Source organism: Bacillus cereus group sp. MG9, from assembly GCF_040459995.1.
Classification (GTDB): domain Bacteria; phylum Bacillota; class Bacilli; order Bacillales; family Bacillaceae_G; genus Bacillus_A; species Bacillus_A mycoides.
In genome coordinates, this window is the sequence record NZ_JARVHC010000001.1 from 1,875,235 (window position 1) to 1,895,700 (window position 20,466).

A 20,466-nucleotide genomic window follows, 5' to 3' on the forward strand; every position below is an offset into this window, starting at 1 on the left:
CAATCATGATGAGAGTAAAAATTGTTTTGATTACCCTTGTAATATTATTAAATGTACAGATGCTATTTGGGATTCAAATAGCAAATGCAGAGAATGATAGAATGTTTACAGAAAACGATAAAGAACAACTAGACTCGCTTATAAAAAAACAAATGCAAGAAGCCAAAATTCCTGGAATGTCAGTGATAGTAGTCAAAGGTGATCAAGCTGTATATAAAAAAAGTTTTGGCTATTCAAATCTTGAGACAAAGCAACGTGTAACGGAAAAAACATTATTTGAAATCGGTTCGAATAGTAAGGCGTTTACAGCTCTCGCAATATATCAACTTGTTCAAAAGGGGTTAATTGATTTAAAGGACCCTGTTAGCAAATATTTGCAGTGGTTTCAAATGATATATGAAGGTAATTATAAAGGACAACAACTTAATAAAAATGTTGAAATAACTCTTGAACAGCTTTTATATCATACGAGTGGGATCCCTTTTCATACCATTGGAGACATACCTATCTCAAATGACAATGATGCGTTGGAAAATACAGTTAGAGAAATATTAAATCAAAAATTGGAGACATATCCAGGAGAGCAATTCAATTATGCCAGTATTAACTACGATATTCTAGGATTAGTTATACAAAAAGTTACCAATCAATCTTTTGAACAATACGTTCAGAATAATATATTAAACCAATTTAATATGGGTAATACTTTTTTGTTTAGAAAAGATGTCGCTAAATATGATATGTCAAAGGGATATAAAATAGGTTTTTTAAAGCCTATAGAGTTTAATGCACCTATTTATCGAGGAAATACACCCGCAGGTTATTTTATCTCAAATAATGAAGACATGGAAAAGTGGCTTCGTATGCAGCTTGGGATATATGGGCTAAGTGATGATCACCAAAAGGCAATTTATAGTACACATATACCAAACAGATCAGTTCCACCATCTGAGGATGGCTCTTCTTATGCCGGAGGGTGGCAAGTTTTTCAAAATGGTCCTGGTGAAATATCACATGCAGGAAGTAATCCGAATTTCTCCTCTTTCGTTGTATTTCATCCTCAAGAGAAGTTAGGAGTTGCGGTGATGGCTAACATGAACTCCGAGTACACTCAAAATATTGGCCAGGCTATTATGGACACACTTGTGGGGGAGAGTGTGGTGACAAACGGTAAAGATACGTATAAGAGTATTGATGCCTTTTCTGTTACTGTACTTTTGTTTATGGTTCCTTTTTCAATTATTACTCTATACTTCATTTTCATAGTTATGATTCAGGTGTATAAGAAAAAAAGGAAGTTGGAAAAAAATAAATTTAAAAGTATTTGTATTCCCTTTATAACGTTTCTGTTTGCGTTCTTAGCTGGGTATGCCCTTTATAAAATTCCATTTGTATTTTTCGGGAGACTTTCTTGGGATTTTGTTAATGTTTGGTTACCTATCAGTATGAGTTTTGCGGTATGGGCTACTTTAATTAGTATTGTACTGTTCTGCCTATATTTATCTTTAATAACTGTTTTTCCTTTGCATAATAAGAAAAATTTTTTTCCGATTTTTGTGTTGAGTGTAACCAGTGGTTTTGGAAATGCGATGATTATTTTTATTATTAATGAAGCTTTAACTAGAAGTAATTATTCAAGCAACAATAGTTTGTTTTTATATTTTTTGCTAGGAATTATTACTTATGTATTAGCGCAAAAATTGGTACGGACGCAGTTGATTACCATTACAAATAATCTGATTTATGAAAAAAGGACCCAGTTAATTAACGATATATTAAAAAATCCTTATGAAAAAATTGAAAAAATAGAGTCAGAAAGAATTCAAACCACCTTAAATAATGATACAGAAGCTATCAGTAATTATGCTGCCACCATAATTACTGGTTTGACTGATTCAATTACACTTTTATGTTGTTTGGTTTATTTGGGAGTAATTAATGTTTATGGACTGCTTGTTTCTATTGCAGTTATTTTGGTTGCAGCAGGTATGTATTATGTAGCTGGAAAATCAGCTAATAATCTTTGGGAACAAACAAGAAACATCCAAAACACTTTTTTTAGATATATAAACGATCTCATTGGCGGTTATAAAGAGTTAAGCATAGGAAAGTCAAAACGAGAAGAGTTTGGACAAGGGATGCAAGAGAGCTGTGAGGATTATAAGGATAAGCGGATTCAAGGTGGTCTTAAGTTTGCTAATGTTTTTATTATTGGTGAATTGCTGTTTGTTATGGTAATTGGGGCTGTTACATTTTTATTTCCGCTTTTATTTAAAGGGGTACAGAGTGAGTTTTTAAGAAGCTATGTTTTTGTTTTTCTTTATATGACAGGACCTCTACATAGTATACTCAATACTATCCCTAATGCGATTCAAATGAAAATTAGTTGGAAGAGAATAAATGATTTTTCAAGGTATTTAAAAACCGAAACTAATAAGACAGACGTAAACAGTACTTTGATACCTCAAAGTAAAATAAACATGGAGATTAAAGAGGTAGTATATCAATACGAAAGTGAACATGGAGAACCTTTTCAAGTTGGGCCAATTAATTTTGAACTTAAATCAGGAGAGGTTGTATTTATAACCGGTGGCAATGGTAGTGGTAAATCAACTCTTGCTAAACTAATTACAGGTTTGTATTCTGCAAATAGCGGAAACATATTTGTTAACAATCAAGAAATAAATCAGGAACAGTTAAGAGAGCTATATTCCGCAATATTTAGTGATTTTTATTTGTTTACAAAAGTCTATGGTATTGACTATAGCTCAAAGGAAGAAGAAATAAAAAAATATTTGAAAATATTACGTATCGATGAAAAAGTACAAATTCAAAATGGAGAATTTAGTACAACTAAACTTTCAACAGGACAACGAAAAAGACTAGCACTATTAATTAGCTATTTAGAGGATAAATCTATTTATCTATTTGATGAATGGGCGGCAGATCAAGACCCTGAATTTAGACATTTTTTCTATACAGAACTATTGGCTGAATTAAAGGAAAAAGGAAAAGCTATCATTGCTATTACTCATGATGATAGGTATTTTCATATCGCGGATAAAGTTATCAAGATGGAAAGAGGAGAAATTATAGAAAATATGAAGAAGCATAATTATTTAGATTCATTTGATTGTCTCAAGGAGGAGCTCAATGATGATAAAATTGGATAAACAAAATTTGGAAGATATTCTTGGTTTAACACCAATACAGGAAGGGTTGTTATTTCACTACTTAAAAAATCCTCAAAGTGATGAGTATTTTGAACAGATATGTTTGGGGATTTTAGGTAGAGTTGATGCAGGATTGTTTAAGAAAGCTTGGGACGCGGTTGTCCAAACAAATGAGCAGTTACGTACACTATTTCGTTGGGAAAAAGTGAAAACTCCTGTTCAAATAGTATTGAAAGAACATACCCCTCATATTAAAATAATTGATCTTACACACAAGAGTGAAAGTGAAAAAAATATTTTACTAGAAGAGATAAAAGTTAAAGATCGTGAAAAAAAGTTTAACCTTCGAGAAATACCATTCAGGGTTACTTTGTGCATATTAGCAGAAGAAAGACATGAAATGATTATAAGTAATCATCATATTATATATGATGGCTGGAGTAATGGAATTATTTTAAAAGAATTCCTAAACGCATATCGATGCCTTAGTGAATCAGAAACTTACAATCTGCCTACTAAAAAAAAATATAAAGATTTTATTAAATATATTCAAAAACAGGATAAAGAAGGGCAGAAAGTATTTTGGCAAGAGTATTTAAAAGGATTTAACTCGCAAAATAGATTGGAAGTAACAAAAAAGAAACATAAATCAATTCGAAAAGATCATCAGTATCGTATTCAATTTTCAAGGGATAAGTTGGAAGGATTTGCGAAGGGAAATGAAGTTACTCTTGCCGCCCTTGTTTATAGTTTATGGGGAATTGTGCTACAAAAGAATCATAATATCGATGACATTATTTTTGGCGCAACTATTTCGGGTAGAGCAGGAACATTTAATGGGATTGAAGAAATGGTAGGCCTATTTATAAATACAGTTCCATTAAGAGTTAAAAAGGATTCTAGCGAAACATCTATAGAACTTATCAAAAAGTTAAATAAGACATTGCAGGATTGGGAATTGTATGGGACATCATCTTTAGTAGATATAAAAAAATATAGTGAATTGGATACGGAAATCGACCTTTTTGATACTATTGTTGTTTTTGAAAACTACCCTTTAGATCAGACGATACTGACAAACAAAAATAGAATCGCTTTGAACTCATATTCCACCTTTGAAATGACTAATTATGGCTTATCTATTAGTATAAGTTTGCACAAAGATATTGAGATATGTTTCAGTTACAACGAACAATTATATGAATCATCTAAAATTGAGCGTTTAGCTCAGCATTTTACTATAATTGCAGAAGCAGTCATAAAAAATCCTCATAAAAAAATAGAAGAGATTGATATCGTATCTATTGAAGAGAAAAAACAAATCCTTTTGGAATTTAATAATACTCGTAAAACATATTCACATCAGTTGACGATTAGTCAGTTGTTTGAGCAACAAGCGATGAAAACCCCGGATAATGTTGCGATTGTATATAAAAATAGGACTATGACTTATGAAGAATTAAATGACATATCCAATAACTTATCAAATGAACTGCTTAGAAAAGGAGTGAAAAAGGGTGAGATTATTGGAATCATGACGGATCCATCAATTGAAATGCTAATAGGGATAATTGCTATTTTAAAAGTCGGAGCTGCATACTTGCCAATTGATCCAGAATATCCAGAGTCAAGGAAAATGTATATGATACAGGATAGTCAAACAAAGTTCATATTGACCAGTAAGGATGTAATTAATAAAAACGACTATGTAATTGGAAAATTCAACAATGATTGTATTTTTATATTGGATAATAGTAGAAAAATTTCGGGTGAGACTCTTCTACCAAAAGTAAACCTTAGTCCGAATGATTTATTTACGGTTTTGTATACTTCAGGTACTACAGGAAAACCTAAAGGTGTAATGATAGAAAATCGAAATGTTGTTAATCTTGTTCAGTGGTTTGGAAAAACATTTAATATAACGGAAAAAACAAATCTATTACAACTAACAAATTATGTGTTTGATCCGAGTATTGAGGATTTTTTCGGTACATTACTTTATGGAGCGACATTACATATAGCCGAAAAGAATTTAATTTTAAATAAGGAGCATTTTTGTGATTATGTTGATCAACATGAAATTCATATTATTAATTTCATACCGACTGTATTAAAAGAATTATTATGTCATGATCGCAAATTGCAGAGTTTACACACAGTTATTTCAGGTGGAGAAAGACTAGAAGAATCATTAAAAGATGCACTGATTGATAGAGGATATAAATTATATAATAATTATGGTCCAGCAGAAACGACAGTGGATGCTTTAAGTGTTGAATGTTCAGAAAATACCGTCTCTTTAGGACGGCCGATTTCAAATGTTAGATGTTATATATTAGATAAAGATAAAAATATTAGTCCAATAGGTGTTCCTGGTGAGTTGTATATTGCTGGAGACGGTGTAGGAAGAGGGTATTTGAATCTACCAGAATTTACAAATGAAAAGTTTATGAATGATCCCTTTAATCCAAATGATCGTATGTATAAAACAGGGGACTTAGGAAGATGGCTTCCAAACGGAGAAATCGAGTTTCTTGGAAGAGAGGATCATCAGGTGAAAATCAGAGGGTATCGGATTGAACTTTCAGAAATTCATAATTTAATATTAAAAAGGAACTACATTGAAGATGTTGCTGTAATTGATTGGGAAATTAATAATGGGAAAAAAGTTATCTGTGCATATATCGTTTCCCATGTTCAGGTTAACATGGAGGAACTTAAGGGATTTTTAGCAAAAGAATTACCAGATTATATGCTTCCGTCATACTATATTCAGCTAGAGAGTCTGCCCTTAACTTCCATAGGAAAGCTTGATCGAAGGAACTTACCGGCTCCTCAAATTCATACTTATAAAGGTTACGTTGCTCCAAAAAATAAAGTTCAAGAAGAACTAGTAGAGGTATGGTCTGCAGTATTGGGTCTACATCAGGGGGAAATTGGTATACATGATAACTTCTTCGAGTTGGGAGGAGACTCAATTTTAAGTATTCAAATAGTAGGTAAAGCGCTTCAAAAGGGTATAGAGATTACCGTGAGTCAGATGTTTGAGAACCAAACGATAGCAGAACTGGCGGATTGTATTGCAGATATTAAAGAAAGCTATAGTGAAGATCAAATAGAAGAACCTGAGACTGGAGAAGTGCTTCTTACACCGATTCAAAAGTGGTTTTTTGAGCAAGATTTGGAAAATTATCATCATTGGAATCAATCTGTGCTATTGGAAACACGAGCAGGTATAAATCCGAATTTGTTGCATGAAAGTTTTCGTATACTTACAAATTATCATGATAGTTTTAGGCTCCGTTATTATCAAAGGGCTGGAGAATGGATTCAAGTTTATTCAGAGTCCGATGAGAATGTGTTATTTGAATTACATGATTTTAATAATAGTCATATGCATGAAATTTTATCAAAATTGCAGTATGAATTAAACATTACAGATGGGCCATTAATTAAAGTTGCATATTTTGATTCCGGGGATCAGGAAAAAGGAAGGTTGTTTATAACAGTACATCATCTTGTAATAGATGGATATTCATGGCGACTTATGCTGGACACTCTACAGATGATATATGAACAGCTTACAAATAGTGGCTCTGTTCAACTTCCAGTGAAAGGCCTCTCTTTTAAAAAATGGTCTGAGCATCTCTATGAATATGCTTATTCCAATCAATTAAAAGATGAACTTGCTTTTTGGAAGAACAATGTCCCTTCTTCTGTAAATACTATACCTATTGACATGGAAGGGGGGAGAAATGATGAAAACTCTGCTCGTACACTTTCTTTTATGTTGACGGAGAAAGAAACAAAGTATTTACTGCATGACACGTATCAATTATTTAAAATGAGAATTGATGATATTCTGCTTTCCGCACTTTCTAGTACATTAGCAAATTGGAGTGGTGAAACACTAGTTGATTTGGAGGGCCATGGTAGGAATCCTTTGTTAAAAGAGTACGACACTTCAAGAACTGTAGGATGGTTTACTTGTGTATATCCTATTGTTATGGGCGACATTGAAAAAGAGAAGGGCATAGCAGAAATATTGAAGCAAGTAAAAGAGCGGTATCGTGCTATACCAAATGGTGGAATTGGTTATGAAATTTTATATTACTTAGCAGAGAAAGAGATGCGAGGGCAAATTTCGTCTAGGAAAAGGGCACAAATAAGCTTTAATTATTTAGGACAGTTCGAACAAGCAATTAAAAAACAGCAGTTATTTAATATAGCGGATGTGAATACAGGACCAACCCGTGATTTGAATGGAATTAGAAGTCACTTGCTTGAAATTGAATGTATGATCGTTGATAAAAAATTATGTGTAGAATGGAAATATAGTGCGAATAGTCATTTGGTTGAAACCATTCAAGGCTTGGCAAAGGACTTTGTCAACAATTTGAAGGATATAATTGACCACTGTCAAACAAAAGAAGGTACATATTTGACGCCTTCAGATTTCCCACTTGTCTCCATAGATCAAAAGAAAATTGATGAATGGATTGAGGTATATAAAAATATAGAAGATATATACATGCTTTCACCAGTACAACAAAGTATGGTTTTTCATCATATCTATTCACCAAAATCGTCAGTAACTGTGGAGCAAACAATATTTTCAATAAAATCAAAACTAGATATTGAGATATTTGAAAAGGCTTGGCAAAAACTTTTAGATAGACATGAAAGTTTAAGAACATCATATCATTGGGAAGGACTAGAAGAACCTGTACAGATTGTTCATAAAGATCTAAAAATTCCTTTTCAAGTTTTAGATTGGACAAATTTTTCGAAATCTGAAGGATTGCAAAAGTTAGAACAACTTATTGAGGAAGATCGTAAGAAGGGATTCGACCTTTCAAAACCACCACTTATGAGAATTTTGGTCATTAAGCAAGAAGAGTATGCCTATGATGTAGTATGGACGCATCATCACCTTCAGTTAGATGGTTGGTGTAATAGCATCCTCTTTAAGGAACTGGGTCAGTGTTATGAAGCATTATGTGTTGACGAAAAGATAACATTTGGACATGTATATTCATTTAAAGATTATATCGACTGGTTACGTAGGCAAGACAAGAAGAAAGCGGAACAATTTTGGAGAACCGAGTTAGATGGATTTAAAACACCTATACGATTCAATAATATTTTTCCTGCAAAAAATTCAAATCAGTTATCTGCTTTTGGAGATGTAGTATACGAAGTGTCTGAAGACAAACAACAGATAATTCAAGACTTTACTAGAAAGAATCGGATTACACTAAATACTATGATTCAGGGGGCTTGGGCAATTCTTTTAAATCGCTACTCCCAAGAAACAGATATTATTTTTGGGGTAACTTCATCAGGGCGTCCGGCCGAGTTAGAAGGTTCGGATTCAATAATTGGTTGCTTTATGAATACTCTTCCTTTTAGGGTAAAGATAAATAAAAATGTAAATTTGATTAAATGGCTTAAAGATGTACAACTGAAGCAGGTTGAAATGCGTCAATATGAATATACCTCACTCGTTGATATAAGAAGTTGGATTGATATGCCAAGAAGCTCTGCCTTATATGATTTGTATGAGAGTATTGTAATTGTTGAAAACTATCCATTCGATGTGAAATTGAAAGACGGAATTGGTTCATTACAAGTGAAATCAGTACGTATAGATGAACAAATGGATTATCCTTTGGTTGTTTATTGTAATCTACAACCAAAGCTTCAATTGAAGCTACTATTCAATAGTTCCTTTTTAAATGAAACAGAAGCAAATCAGATACTTTCACATTTAATCAATATTTTGTGGGAAATGCTTGTTAGCGAAGATGGTAAGTTAGAGAATATCTCAATGATTTCCGAAAAAGAACTTACACATATTTTAAGTGATAATAATTCTACTTCATTGGATTATCCTAAGAATCAATGTTTTCAGGATTTATTTACTGATCAAGTAAAATTAAATTTAAACAAACCTGCTGTTATACAGGGGAATGAAAGTTTATCTTACACAGAATTAGATATACTTTCAAACCAGTTAGCGCATAAGCTAATTAAATTAGGGGTAGGGCCTGAAATACCTGTGGGAGTGTATGTTGAACGTTCACCTAAAATGATTGTAGGAATTTTAGCTGTTTTAAAAGCTGGTGGAGCTTTTCTACCTATAGATATGGATTATCCTGGCGAAAGAATAAATTTGATGTTGAAAGATGCCCAAGTACCTATATTACTCACCCAAAATAATTTACAGTCGAAGATTAGAGATTATCAGGGGCATACCGTTTGTCTTGATATAGAATGGGATTCAGTGCGCGAAGAACCAAAAAACCAACCGAGTGTTAGAATTGAACCCCAGAATTTGGCATATATCATCTATACTTCGGGTTCTACTGGTCGACCAAAAGGTGTAATGATGTCTCATGAAGCAGTTGTAAGCCACTCCATTGATATTTGCAAACGTTATGAGCTGACACCGGAGGATCGTGTTCTTCAGTTTTCTTCGATAAGTTTTGATATTTCACTTGAACAGATTTTTACAACACTAGCTGCAGGAAGTTCTCTTGTTTTGCGTGATAAGAATATATGGACTCCTTATCAGTTTTCTCAGAAATGTGTTGAACTTGGACTCTCAGTTGTTAATCTACCTACAAATTATTGGGGCGAAATTGTACAAGAATGGTATACAAGACCAGAAATAATTCCAGATAGTAACCTCAGACTCGTTATAGTTGGTGGGGAACAAATGCCAGCGGAGAAAGTAGGGATGTGGGAACAGTTACCTTTAGAAGATATTATTTTGTTAAATGCATATGGACCTGCTGAAACGGCGATGACAAGTACTTTATATGAAGTGTCTGGAAAAAGAACTAAAAGTGCCGACTTAAAAGTTATTCCCGTGGGAAAACCACTTGCTAACAGGCGCATTTATATCCTTGATGAGAACATGCACCCTTTGCCGATTGGAGTGAAGGGGGAAATATTCATAGGTGGCATACCTTTAGCTAGAGGTTATATTAACAATTCTAAGTTGACGAAGGATAAGTTTATTCGAGATCCGTATTATCATAATTATGGAAAAATGCTTTATAAAACAGGAGATATGGGGAAATTACTTTGCGATGGTAACATTGAGGTTCTGGGGCGGAAGGATGACCAAACAAAAATACGAGGGCATCGAATTGATATAGGAGAGATTGAAGTTGTTTTAAACAAATGTGATAACATAAAAAACTCTATAGTTGTCGTGAAGAATGGAGTAGCAAATGATAAGTATCTTGTTGCATTCTATGATTCCCCCTCACATGGTACAAATAATCAATGCAGTATAAGGGGGTTTTTGCGGAAGAAACTTCCTGAATATATGATTCCTTCTTATTTTATTCAACTAGGAAGCCTTCCGCTCAGTCCGAATGGAAAAATTGATCGGAAGTCCCTAGAAAATATGGAGATTAAAGTAGAGTTTGATGAAGAGTATCAAAAACCTTATAATACGATACAACAAAAACTTGTAAGTATTTGGAGAAAGATACTGGGAACTGATGGTGTAGGCATTAATCATCATTTCTTTGAAATTGGGGGACAATCATTAAAAGCAATAACACTTGTTTCTGAAATTCATAGGGAATTTGAAGTTGAACTTCCACTTGGAAATATATTTACATTTCCTACTATTAAGGAATTGGCTGTAATCATTGAAGAAATGATGGGGAAAAAAGGAACATATGAAGCGATTCGTCTAGCACCACCACAGGAGTATTATGAAGTCTCTCCAGCACAAAAAAGTATGTATATTGTTAGTCAATTGAATGGTGCATCTACAAACTATAATATTACCGGAGCAGTATTTCTTGAAGGGGAAGTTAATATAGTACAGATAGAAAAGGCATTGCAAGCTTTAATTAATCGCCATGAAAGCTTGCGAACATCATTTAAACAAGTACAAGGGAAAATAGTTCAAAAAATCCATCAGAATCCTGAATGGAATCTGCAACACTTGTATGCAGATGAACAAAATTTTGAGAGTGTTGTTGAAACATTTATTAGACCATTTGATTTAGAGAAAGGGCCCTTGTTCAGAGCAGCAATTGTGGAGGTGCTACCATCATCGAAATATTTGCTTGTTTATGATATGCACCATATTATATCCGATGGTTTATCAATGGGAATTTTAATTAGAGAGTTTGCATCTCTTTATCAAAAAAATAATTTGCCAGACGTAAGAATTCAATACAAAGATTTTTCAAACTGGCAAAACAAAATGATAGAATCCGGGAACTGGAAACTAAAAGAACTGTACTGGCTTGAAATATTTTCAAAAGAAATACCATTACTCAATTTACCAACTGATTATCCAAGATTAGATGAGCCAATGTTTGAAGGTGATGTAGTTCAATTTAATTTGGATGCATATTATACATCTAAATTAAATGAAATCTCAAGCCAAAAAGGAGCTACTCTGTACTCATTATTACTTTCGGCATTCAATATACTATTGTTTAAATATAGCGGACAAGAAGACATTATAATTGGAAGCTCGGTGGCAGGAAGACTGAATTCTGAATTAGAAAATGTGGTAGGTATGTTTGTTAATACACTTGCGCTCAGAAATTATCCTACTTCAGAGAAACGGTTTGAGGATTTTTTGAAAGAAGTTGCAAGCCACACACTTCAAGCTCTCGAACATCAGGAATATTCATTTGAGATGCTCGTTGATAAGCTACAATTGCGAAAAAATGTGAATCGTCATCCTCTGTTTGATGTGATGTTTGCTTTTGAAAATGTTGATGCAGTAAGGGCGGAAATAGGTGATTTTGAAATTAAACCGTACGAGTATACGAATCGTACATCTAAATTTGATTTAGAGCTGAAAGTAACTGAGCAGGATGGACAACTTCGTTTTATATTTGAATATAGTACAGGTTTGTTCCGTAAAGAAACGATAGAACGAATGGCGGAACATTTCGTTAAAATTATTGATACTATCATAGAGGACATTACTATTCCAATTGAGGAAATTGATCTAGTAACCATGAAAGAAAAAAATAGAATAGGTGTTTTTAATAATACTGATACTTTGTATCCAGAAGAAAAAACGATTAAACGTATATTTGAAGAACTGGTGGAAAAACATCCGAATCGTACTGCTGTAGTGTTTGGACAGAGAACAATAACTTATAAGGAATTAAATGATAAAGCAAATCAATTAGCTAAACACTTGATTAAGAAGGGGGCAGGAAGTGATACAGTAATCGCTTTATTAGCTGAGCCTTCTATTGAAATGATCATTGGACTATGGAGTATTATTAAAAGCGGGGCAATTTATTTACCTCTTGATCCGGAGTTTCCATTAGAACGAATAAATAGCATGATTGAAGACAGTGATACAATTCTTCTTTTGACCCAGTCTCACTTAGTAACTTCTAATGATTTTACTTGTGAGGTTATGGAATTGGAAGATAAGAGCTTATTTTTTGAATGTCCTTCAAATATAGAGGAAAGAAGTACAGTTGATAATCCAATATATATTATTTATACATCTGGTACCACTGGGCTCCCAAAAGGGGTACCGATTAAGAATCAAAGCTTGGTAAATTATATTTCATGGTTCACACGAGAAGCAAGTATAACGTATAGGGATAAAACACTACTATTATCTTCCTTTGCATTTGATTTAGGATATACAAGTTTGTATACAGCTTTATTAAATGGGTGTGAGTTACATTTAGTTCCAAAAGAACATTATATGCTCCCAGAAACCCTTATCACATATTTGAAAGAGAAAAAGATAAGTTATATAAAACTGACTCCTTCACTATTTAATTATTTAGTTAACCATCGTATGGTTGAAGATTATGAGAATTGCATGGCGCTAAGGTTAATCGTATTGGGCGGTGAAGAAGTGAAGTCGGCTGATATTAGTAAGTTTAATAGGGTGTATCCGCAAACTGTAATTATGAATCACTATGGACCTACAGAAACTACTATTGGCGCTCTATTTCACAAATTTAATGCTACTGATTTTGACCTTGTATCCAAGGGAACGGTTATTGGAAAGCCAGTAGATAACACGAAAATATTCATTTTGGATAGAGGTCAAAAACTTGTTCCACTTGGAATGGCTGGTGAAATTTGTATTGGGGGAGTAGGAGTGACAGAAGGTTATTTGAATCAAATTGATTTAAATAGCGAAAAGTTTATTACTGTTTCACCTTTGGGACATGAAAAAATCAAACTCTATAGAACGGGAGACTTAGGGAGGCTCACATGCCATCAAGAAGTAGAATTTCTCGGAAGAATTGACAATCAATTAAAAATTCGAGGATATAGAGTGGAGTTAGAAGAAATAAATTCAGTACTGTTGCAACACGATATGATACTTGATGCAATTGTTGTTCCAAAAAAAGATAAAGAAAATAATAATATACTATGTGCTTATATTGTGTTGAAAGAGAATGAGAATGGGTGGGGAATAAGGGAATACCTTTCAAGTAAGATTCCTTACTACATGATGCCTTCTATCTTTATTAAGTTAGATAGAATTCCTTTGACTCCAAATGGTAAGCTAAATGTTAAAGCACTCCCAGAAATTAAGGATGAATTATTGATAAAAACTAATTATGAACTGCCTGAGGATCCAATTGAAAAAACTGTTGCACAAATGTGGGAAGAAACTCTTAATGTTAAGCAAATTAGTATGAATGACTCGTTTTTTGAAATGGGTGGAAACTCATTGTCGTTAATGCTTTTAATGGCAGAAATTCACAAAAAGTTTAGTGTAGATATATCGTTAAGAGAAGCGTTTAAAGCACCAACAGTAAGAGGTATAAGTAAGCATATAAAGAAAAGATCTGAAAGTAAGTATGTGTCATTACAACCTGTGGAAAAGTGCGAATATTACGACCTTTCTTCAGCTCAGAAAAGGATATATACACTACAACAGATGGAAGGGATTGGAACTAGTTACAATATGCCAAGAGCAACCTTACTAGAAGGTGAAATCAATCTGGATAAATTGGAAAAAGCTTTTTGTGAGATTGTAAAGAGACATGAGGCATTTCAAACATCTATTGAAGTAGTAGATGGTGTGCCCAAACAACGAATTCAGGGAGAAGTGGATATAGAAATTAGTTATTCTGTTTTAGATGAACATTTATGTTCTAATCCATCAAGTAAGCTGAATGTCGAACTGGAAAATATAATTGATGAATTTATTGAACCTTTCGACTTAAGTAAAGCCCCTTTAGTAAGAGTTAAGATCATTCGCTTAAGTAGTCATAAACATGTGCTCTTAACAGATATGCACCATTTGATTTCAGATGGATATTCAGTCAATATTTTACTGCAGGAGTTATCAGAATTATATCAAGGAAAACTGTTACAGGAAAACCCTATTCAATATAAAGAATTCGTTTATTGGCAGAATGAGTTTTTAAAGACAAGTGCTGCAAGTATACAAGAAAAATATTGGTTAGATGTACTTTCAGGGGATCTTCCAGTATTAGATATGCCTACGGATTTTCCTAGACCAATTATACAAAGCTTTGAAGGAAATAGTTTTATTTTTGAAGGAGGAAATGAATTAAAGCAACGTTTAGACAATTTATGTTTAGAAACAGATACGACATTGTACATGATTTTGTCTGCAGCTTATAGTATTTTGTTATCAAAATGTTCCTCGCAGCACGATATAATTGTAGGAATGCCTATTTTAGGGCGGACACATTCTGATTTGAAAAATATCATTGGTATGTTTGCAAATACTATTGCAATTAGAAGTTTCCCTATTGAGAAAAAAAACTTTACGGAATTTTTGTCAGAGATTAAAGAACAGTTAATTAAAGCGTATGATAATCAAGATTACCAGTTTGATATGATTATTGATAAGTTAAAAATTAAGAGAGACTTAGGGAGAAACCCTATATTTTCCACAATGTTAGCTTTTCAAGAATCTCAAATCAATGAAAGTATAATGGGGAATTTGAAAATGACGCCTGTTCAATATAGAAATAAAATTTCGAAATTTGATTTAACCTTATTTGTAGAAAAAGGAAAAAAAGAGTTGTTTTTTGAATTTGAATATGCAAGTAGTTTGTATAGAATGGAAACTATAAAAAAATTAGCGGAGAATTTTTTAGGTATCTTAGACACGATTAGTTCAAATAAAGAAATAAAATTAGAAAATATTGAGATTGAAGGGTTAGTAATCGAGAATACAGAAATTGAAAATGTCAAATTTAATTTTTAAGATAGATAAGATATTGGTTATTGAGGCTATTCCTAATATGATACTTTAGGAATAGCCGTTTCATATAAATGCATTCTTTAAATATCTATAAAAAATAAAAGGATATATTGTATAGAAAAGGTTAGCTTTTAATTATAATTAAAACGATGATATAGAAGTGGCGATATAAAGAGAGTTCTCTATCATGGAGAGACTTAAAGAAGTGTTTCATTTTGTTTAGGATAGCGGTATCGTAGTTCATGATCTAGATAGTTATACGTTTTTACGAAAAGGTTTGGTAAGGAACAGTAATAGAGCGTTACGTAAGTGAGGTGCTAGGTGTGGAAGGAGAAGTAGCCATTCTTGAAGTGGATGGTGATAGAATTGAATTACTTACACCAACGAATACTATACCTTCTCCAATGGCACGATTTATAAATAAAAAGGTGTTACGTAATAACGTAACACCTTTTTATTTATGTAGTTCACATTTTCTTCACAAATGATTCACGAGAACTTTTCTTCTTAGGAAACTTACATAAATATATTTTATGATATAATAACAATCGACTTTAAAAATGTAAGTTGTTTTAATTAAAGTAGCTGCTATTATATTGGAAGTTTAAAGGTGGGGAGAAAGAAAGCGTCATGTTGTATAAAAAAATACTTAATCAGGTTAATATTTCGTCAGGGAATCAAACTAGGAAGTATAAAGTAATGAAAGTGTAGCGAGAAAGAAGAAAGAAGTGAAATGATTGTGAAAGTAATACGAAGGTTAGGGGCATGGCTATTAATAGCGTGCGTGTTTATCATATTGATACCAAAAAGTGCATCTGCTCATGCGTATGTTGTGAAATCAAATCCTGCTGAAAATGAAACGTTAAAGAAAGCACCATCTGTTGTGAAAATTGAATTCGATGAGGACATACAAGTTTCAAGTTTTAATACATTGTTCGTAAGAGACACCTCAGGTAAAAGAGTAGATTTAAAAGATGCACATATTGATAAGAAAAACAAAAAAATATTAGAGGCTGGGTTAAAAGAGAATCTCAAAAATGGTCTTTACTCTATTCAGTGGAAAGCTATTTCAGCTGATGGACATCCGATTCAAGGAGTTATTCCATTCCGTATTGGATTAGCAGAAGCGGGAACAGATGATATACAAGTAGAAGAGATGGGCTATGTTCCGCAAATCGATATGATCATGGAACGTGGGGTTCTATATACAAGTTTCTCACTATTTTTAGGAGTTCTATTCTTTAATCTTATTATGTATAAAGGGAATGCAACCTCAGTTCAATCAAGGAGTAAGAGAATAATATGGATATCATTATTTGGGATATTTATTAGTTTACTATTCAATCTACCATTGCAGGCGAAAATAAATGCTGATGTTTCATGGTTAGAAGCATTCGATCCTTTATTATTAAAAGAAACATTACAGCTATCTGTTTTTGGTTATGTATGGATCACTCAAATGGCTCTTATTAGTACGCTTATAATTGTTACATATTTTGCAGTGAAGAGTGAGAGGCTTTCGTCGTTTAAAGTATGGAGCATTCCAATTGTATTATTTATGGGGTTACTGGTTATGAAAGCTTTCAATAGTCATGCATATGGATTAAAGTTTAAAGAAATTGCTGTCGTTATGGACTTTCTACATTTATTCGCAGCTTCGTTATGGATTGGGGGGCTATCATCGATTGTTCTTCTTTTACGTAAAGAGGATGACAAGTGGACTATGTATTGGGATGCGATTAAGCGTTTTTCACCATGGGCAACAGGTGCTGTCATAGTGATTTTATTAACGGGTCTTTTTAACAGTACATTTTTTATTCCCACAATCCATTCCCTATTTGATACGAAGTATGGATTGGCCTTATTAGCAAAGATACTTTTATTCGTGTGTATGGGGATATTGGGAATTATTCATTATGTGAAAGGGAGAATGCGAGCGCAGCAAAGGTTAGGAGCTACGGTGAAAGTAGAGTTTATCATTGGAATTATCGTTTTCGTAATCGTAGCGTTTATGACAAATGTACAAACGCCGCCGATGCCTCCTACGGGACCTTTTACAGAGAGTAAACAATTAGATAATGGATATGAACTTACTTTACATGTAAGTCCTAATAAGGTAGGACAGAATACATTTCATATTACTTTGAAGGATGAGAATGGACAGCCTGTTACTGATATGGAACAAATTGTATTGACGACTCAATCTTTAGATATGAATATGGGCAAAGGTTCATTTAAAGTTTCGGCAGTGTCACCGGGAGAATATGAAGCGGAAGGTATGTATATTAATATGATAGGAAACTGGAATATACAAGTTCACGGATTAACAAAATCTCTTGATAGTTTCGATGCGGATTATAAATTTATTGTAGGTGGCAGATAAAAAAGACGTTATAAATGAAAAGGAGTTTATAGAAAATGAAACGTATAAAAAAATTAGGAACAACAATGATCGCAACAATAATTGCAATGGGGATTTTTTCGTTACCTGTTAGTGCTCACGTAACTGTGAAACCAGCAACTTCTGACGTTGGTTCTTGGGAGACTTATACAATAAAGGTACCTGTTGAAAAGAATATGGCAACAACAAAAGTCACACTGAAAATACCGTCTGGAGTCGAGTTTCAACAGTACGAGCCAGTGCCAGGGTGGAAAGTGGAAGAACAAAAAGATGCAGCTGGAAAAGTTAAAACTGTAATATGGGAAGCAACAGGAGAAGGGATTTTACCTGGTCAGTTCCAACGATTTACTTTCGTTGCTAAAAATCCAGATAAAGAGCAACAAATAGCTTGGAATGCATATCAACAATATAAAGATGGAGAAATTGTTGAATGGACAGGCGATGAGAAAGCTGAAAAGCCCCACTCACTTACTACGATTGCAAAAGGTACATCATTAACAGGAGAACATGGTGAAGTATCTAGTGTGGAAAAAAATGAAAGTACAAGTAATATGCAAACAATAGCAATTGTCTTATCAGTTTTAGCGATTGTATCTTCCGTAGGTACGTGTGTTTTTGTAGTACGTCGTAAAAAGTAGGGAACATTGAAAGGTCTCATTGAAAGTAATGAGACCTTTGTTAATAAAATTTTGAGATTAAGCAGCTTCGAGGGGGATTAGAGCTACAAATACAACATGGTTTATTAAGATAAGGAACTCAATTGACTGTCATTACTTCTTCTGGTAGGTTATCATGCTTAAGCCAGTTTTCAATTAAAGTATTAAATAGTTTGGGATTTGCTAAAGGGATTCCATGACCGATTTTAGGAATGATAATACCTGTGCAAGTAGGATTGCTTTCAAGGATTGCAGTCATCGAGTCTTTCATGATTCTTTTTTCGTTTTCTCCAACAGTCACTAATATATTGCTACTAGCATTCTCGAAACCTTTTGGTATTGTAAACGACATATTTTCTTCTAATATCCTCACAAATGTATTTTTACTTATTTGACAACTTTCATGATAATAGTTATCAAATTGTGTTTCATCTATGTACATTGATTTTGCTTGTATTTTGGAAAACGTCTTACTCTTTATAAGTGGATAGGTTAAGCCAAGGGATCTTATTAATGTTTTAGCGAAAGGAATTAGTTTAACTAATGCGCTATTTATCATAGCGTATTGAATTAAGTTTGGTTTCATGCTGAGCATTGCAATTAATACTTGAGCACCTAACGAAAAACCGATTACTATAACAGTTTTACCTTGTCCTTTTTCTTCAACTAATTCAATGATTTTTTCAGCACTAAAGTGTATTGAAAAATGATCCTTACTACTATTTTCCCCTTGCTCGGGTAAATCAGGAACAAGGCAGTGAAAGTTAGTAAAATGTTTAATTTGTTTGTCCCACATCCATCCACTGACTCCGCCCCCATGAATAAAAACCATAAGTGGAGAGCTTGAATCTCCAAATTCTTTATACTGTAAAACCATATAATTCCCCCTTATGACTAGAATTGTTAGTCCATACATATGTATTAGAGATACTATTTTCTACTTAATTATCATCATACAATAAAAAAGGAAAATTTTCCTTTTGCTAAGATGTTAAGTGACTGTACTGATAAAATGGTAAAAAAGAAAGAGCCTACAAGTGGTAGACTCTTTCTCATATCTATTTATTTCACTTCAACTTGCTGCCTTACAGCAAGTGCTTTCGGCTTTATATTTACAAAACAAATGCTTACGATAATAAATAAAAGTCCGATGAATAAGCTAATTGTAATGGCCTCATGTAAGAAAATTGAACTTACAATAATAGCGATCAGTGGGATAAGGAACGTATAAGCCCCAACTTTACTTGCCTCACCAGCTCCTACAAGTGTAAAGTAAGCGAGCCATCCCATTGCAATAACAAAGAACGAGATGAATAGTAGTACACTTACAAATGGTATACTCCAAGCGATGTTAGACCAGCTCTCAAATTCTGAACCAAATCCGATTAAGCAAAGTCCGCCAATAATAAGCTGAAGTGTTACCATCCAAATGGCATTAACACGGTGTCCAGTTTTCTTAATAAATACTGTGCCGAGTGCCCAGCCGATAGCGCACCCTAAAGCAAGTAGTACACCGATAATAGAAATATGTCCAGTTAAACTACTAGAGCTAATAACCCCAACACCAATAAATCCAAGAATAAGTCCGAAAATTTTCAAGCCGTACATAGATTCTTCAAGCCAAATCCATGAGAAAATGCCGAGTAAGACAGGTTGGAGAAATACGATTGCGGAGAAGAGTCCGGCGGGCATATACTGAAGTCCGACAGTTTGTAGTCCGTAAAACAAAATAATATTGAGTAAAGATGAAATAAAGTATAAATGCCAAGTTTCCTTTAAATTTAATTGTTTGTATTTCGGTAATGCGAAAGTAAGTAAGATAAATCCTCCTATTAATGTTCTAATCCCTGCAAAGAGTACGGGTGGTGTGTAATGCAGAGCGAATTTTGATAACGGCCAATTAATTCCCCACATAATAACGAGAAATGTAAGGATTATGGCAGTCTTAGTTCGAGAAAGCTGTGTCACTGTAATCCCTCCTTGTTGTATTCCATTTCACTATGATATGATATCGAC

6 protein-coding genes and 1 pseudogene are annotated in these 20,466 nt (G+C 33.4%); 5 read left to right on the plus strand and 2 right to left on the minus strand.

Features of this window, described 5'->3' with window-relative positions; genetic code table 11:
* Positions 1–5: 5 nt before the first annotated feature.
* The 5 genes and pseudogenes from QCI77_RS09585 (at position 6) to QCI77_RS09605 (ending at position 18,432) form a co-directional block, all read left to right on the plus strand.
* On the plus strand, positions 6–3,173 hold the full coding sequence (locus QCI77_RS09585; protein ID WP_353824819.1) for a cyclic peptide export ABC transporter: 3,168 nt from the start codon (positions 6–8) through the stop codon (positions 3,171–3,173).
* A complete protein-coding gene (locus QCI77_RS09590; protein ID WP_353824820.1) occupies positions 3,157–15,396 on the plus strand; it encodes an amino acid adenylation domain-containing protein in 12,240 nt (4,079 codons plus the stop codon). The genes QCI77_RS09585 and QCI77_RS09590 overlap by 17 nt, the downstream gene beginning before the upstream one ends.
* Positions 15,397–15,625: 229 nt before the next feature.
* A pseudogene (locus QCI77_RS09595) lies at positions 15,626–15,821 on the plus strand (VOC family protein); the annotation flags it as partial.
* Positions 15,822–16,126: 305 nt separating this feature from the next.
* Positions 16,127–17,776: a copper resistance CopC/CopD family protein gene (locus QCI77_RS09600; protein WP_113769349.1), complete on the plus strand. Its 1,650-nt coding sequence runs from the start codon at positions 16,127–16,129 to the stop codon at positions 17,774–17,776.
* Between the two features lie 35 nt (positions 17,777–17,811).
* Positions 17,812–18,432 carry a YcnI family copper-binding membrane protein gene (locus tag QCI77_RS09605; RefSeq protein ID WP_002031295.1) on the plus strand — a complete coding sequence of 207 codons (621 nt, stop codon included), beginning with the start codon at positions 17,812–17,814 and terminating at the stop codon, positions 18,430–18,432.
* 118 nt (positions 18,433–18,550) lie between these two features.
* On the opposite strand, the gene QCI77_RS09610 is transcribed toward QCI77_RS09605, so the two are convergent.
* Both QCI77_RS09610 and QCI77_RS09615 read right to left on the minus strand, forming a co-directional pair.
* Complete coding sequence (locus QCI77_RS09610) at positions 18,551–19,327, minus strand: alpha/beta fold hydrolase (RefSeq protein ID WP_012260759.1); 777 nt, start codon at positions 19,325–19,327, stop codon at positions 18,551–18,553.
* A 185-nt stretch (positions 19,328–19,512) separates the two neighbouring features.
* Positions 19,513–20,418 carry a DMT family transporter gene (locus QCI77_RS09615; RefSeq protein ID WP_002086216.1) on the minus strand — a complete coding sequence of 302 codons (906 nt, stop codon included), beginning with the start codon at positions 20,416–20,418 and terminating at the stop codon, positions 19,513–19,515.
* Positions 20,419–20,466 lie beyond the last annotated feature (48 nt).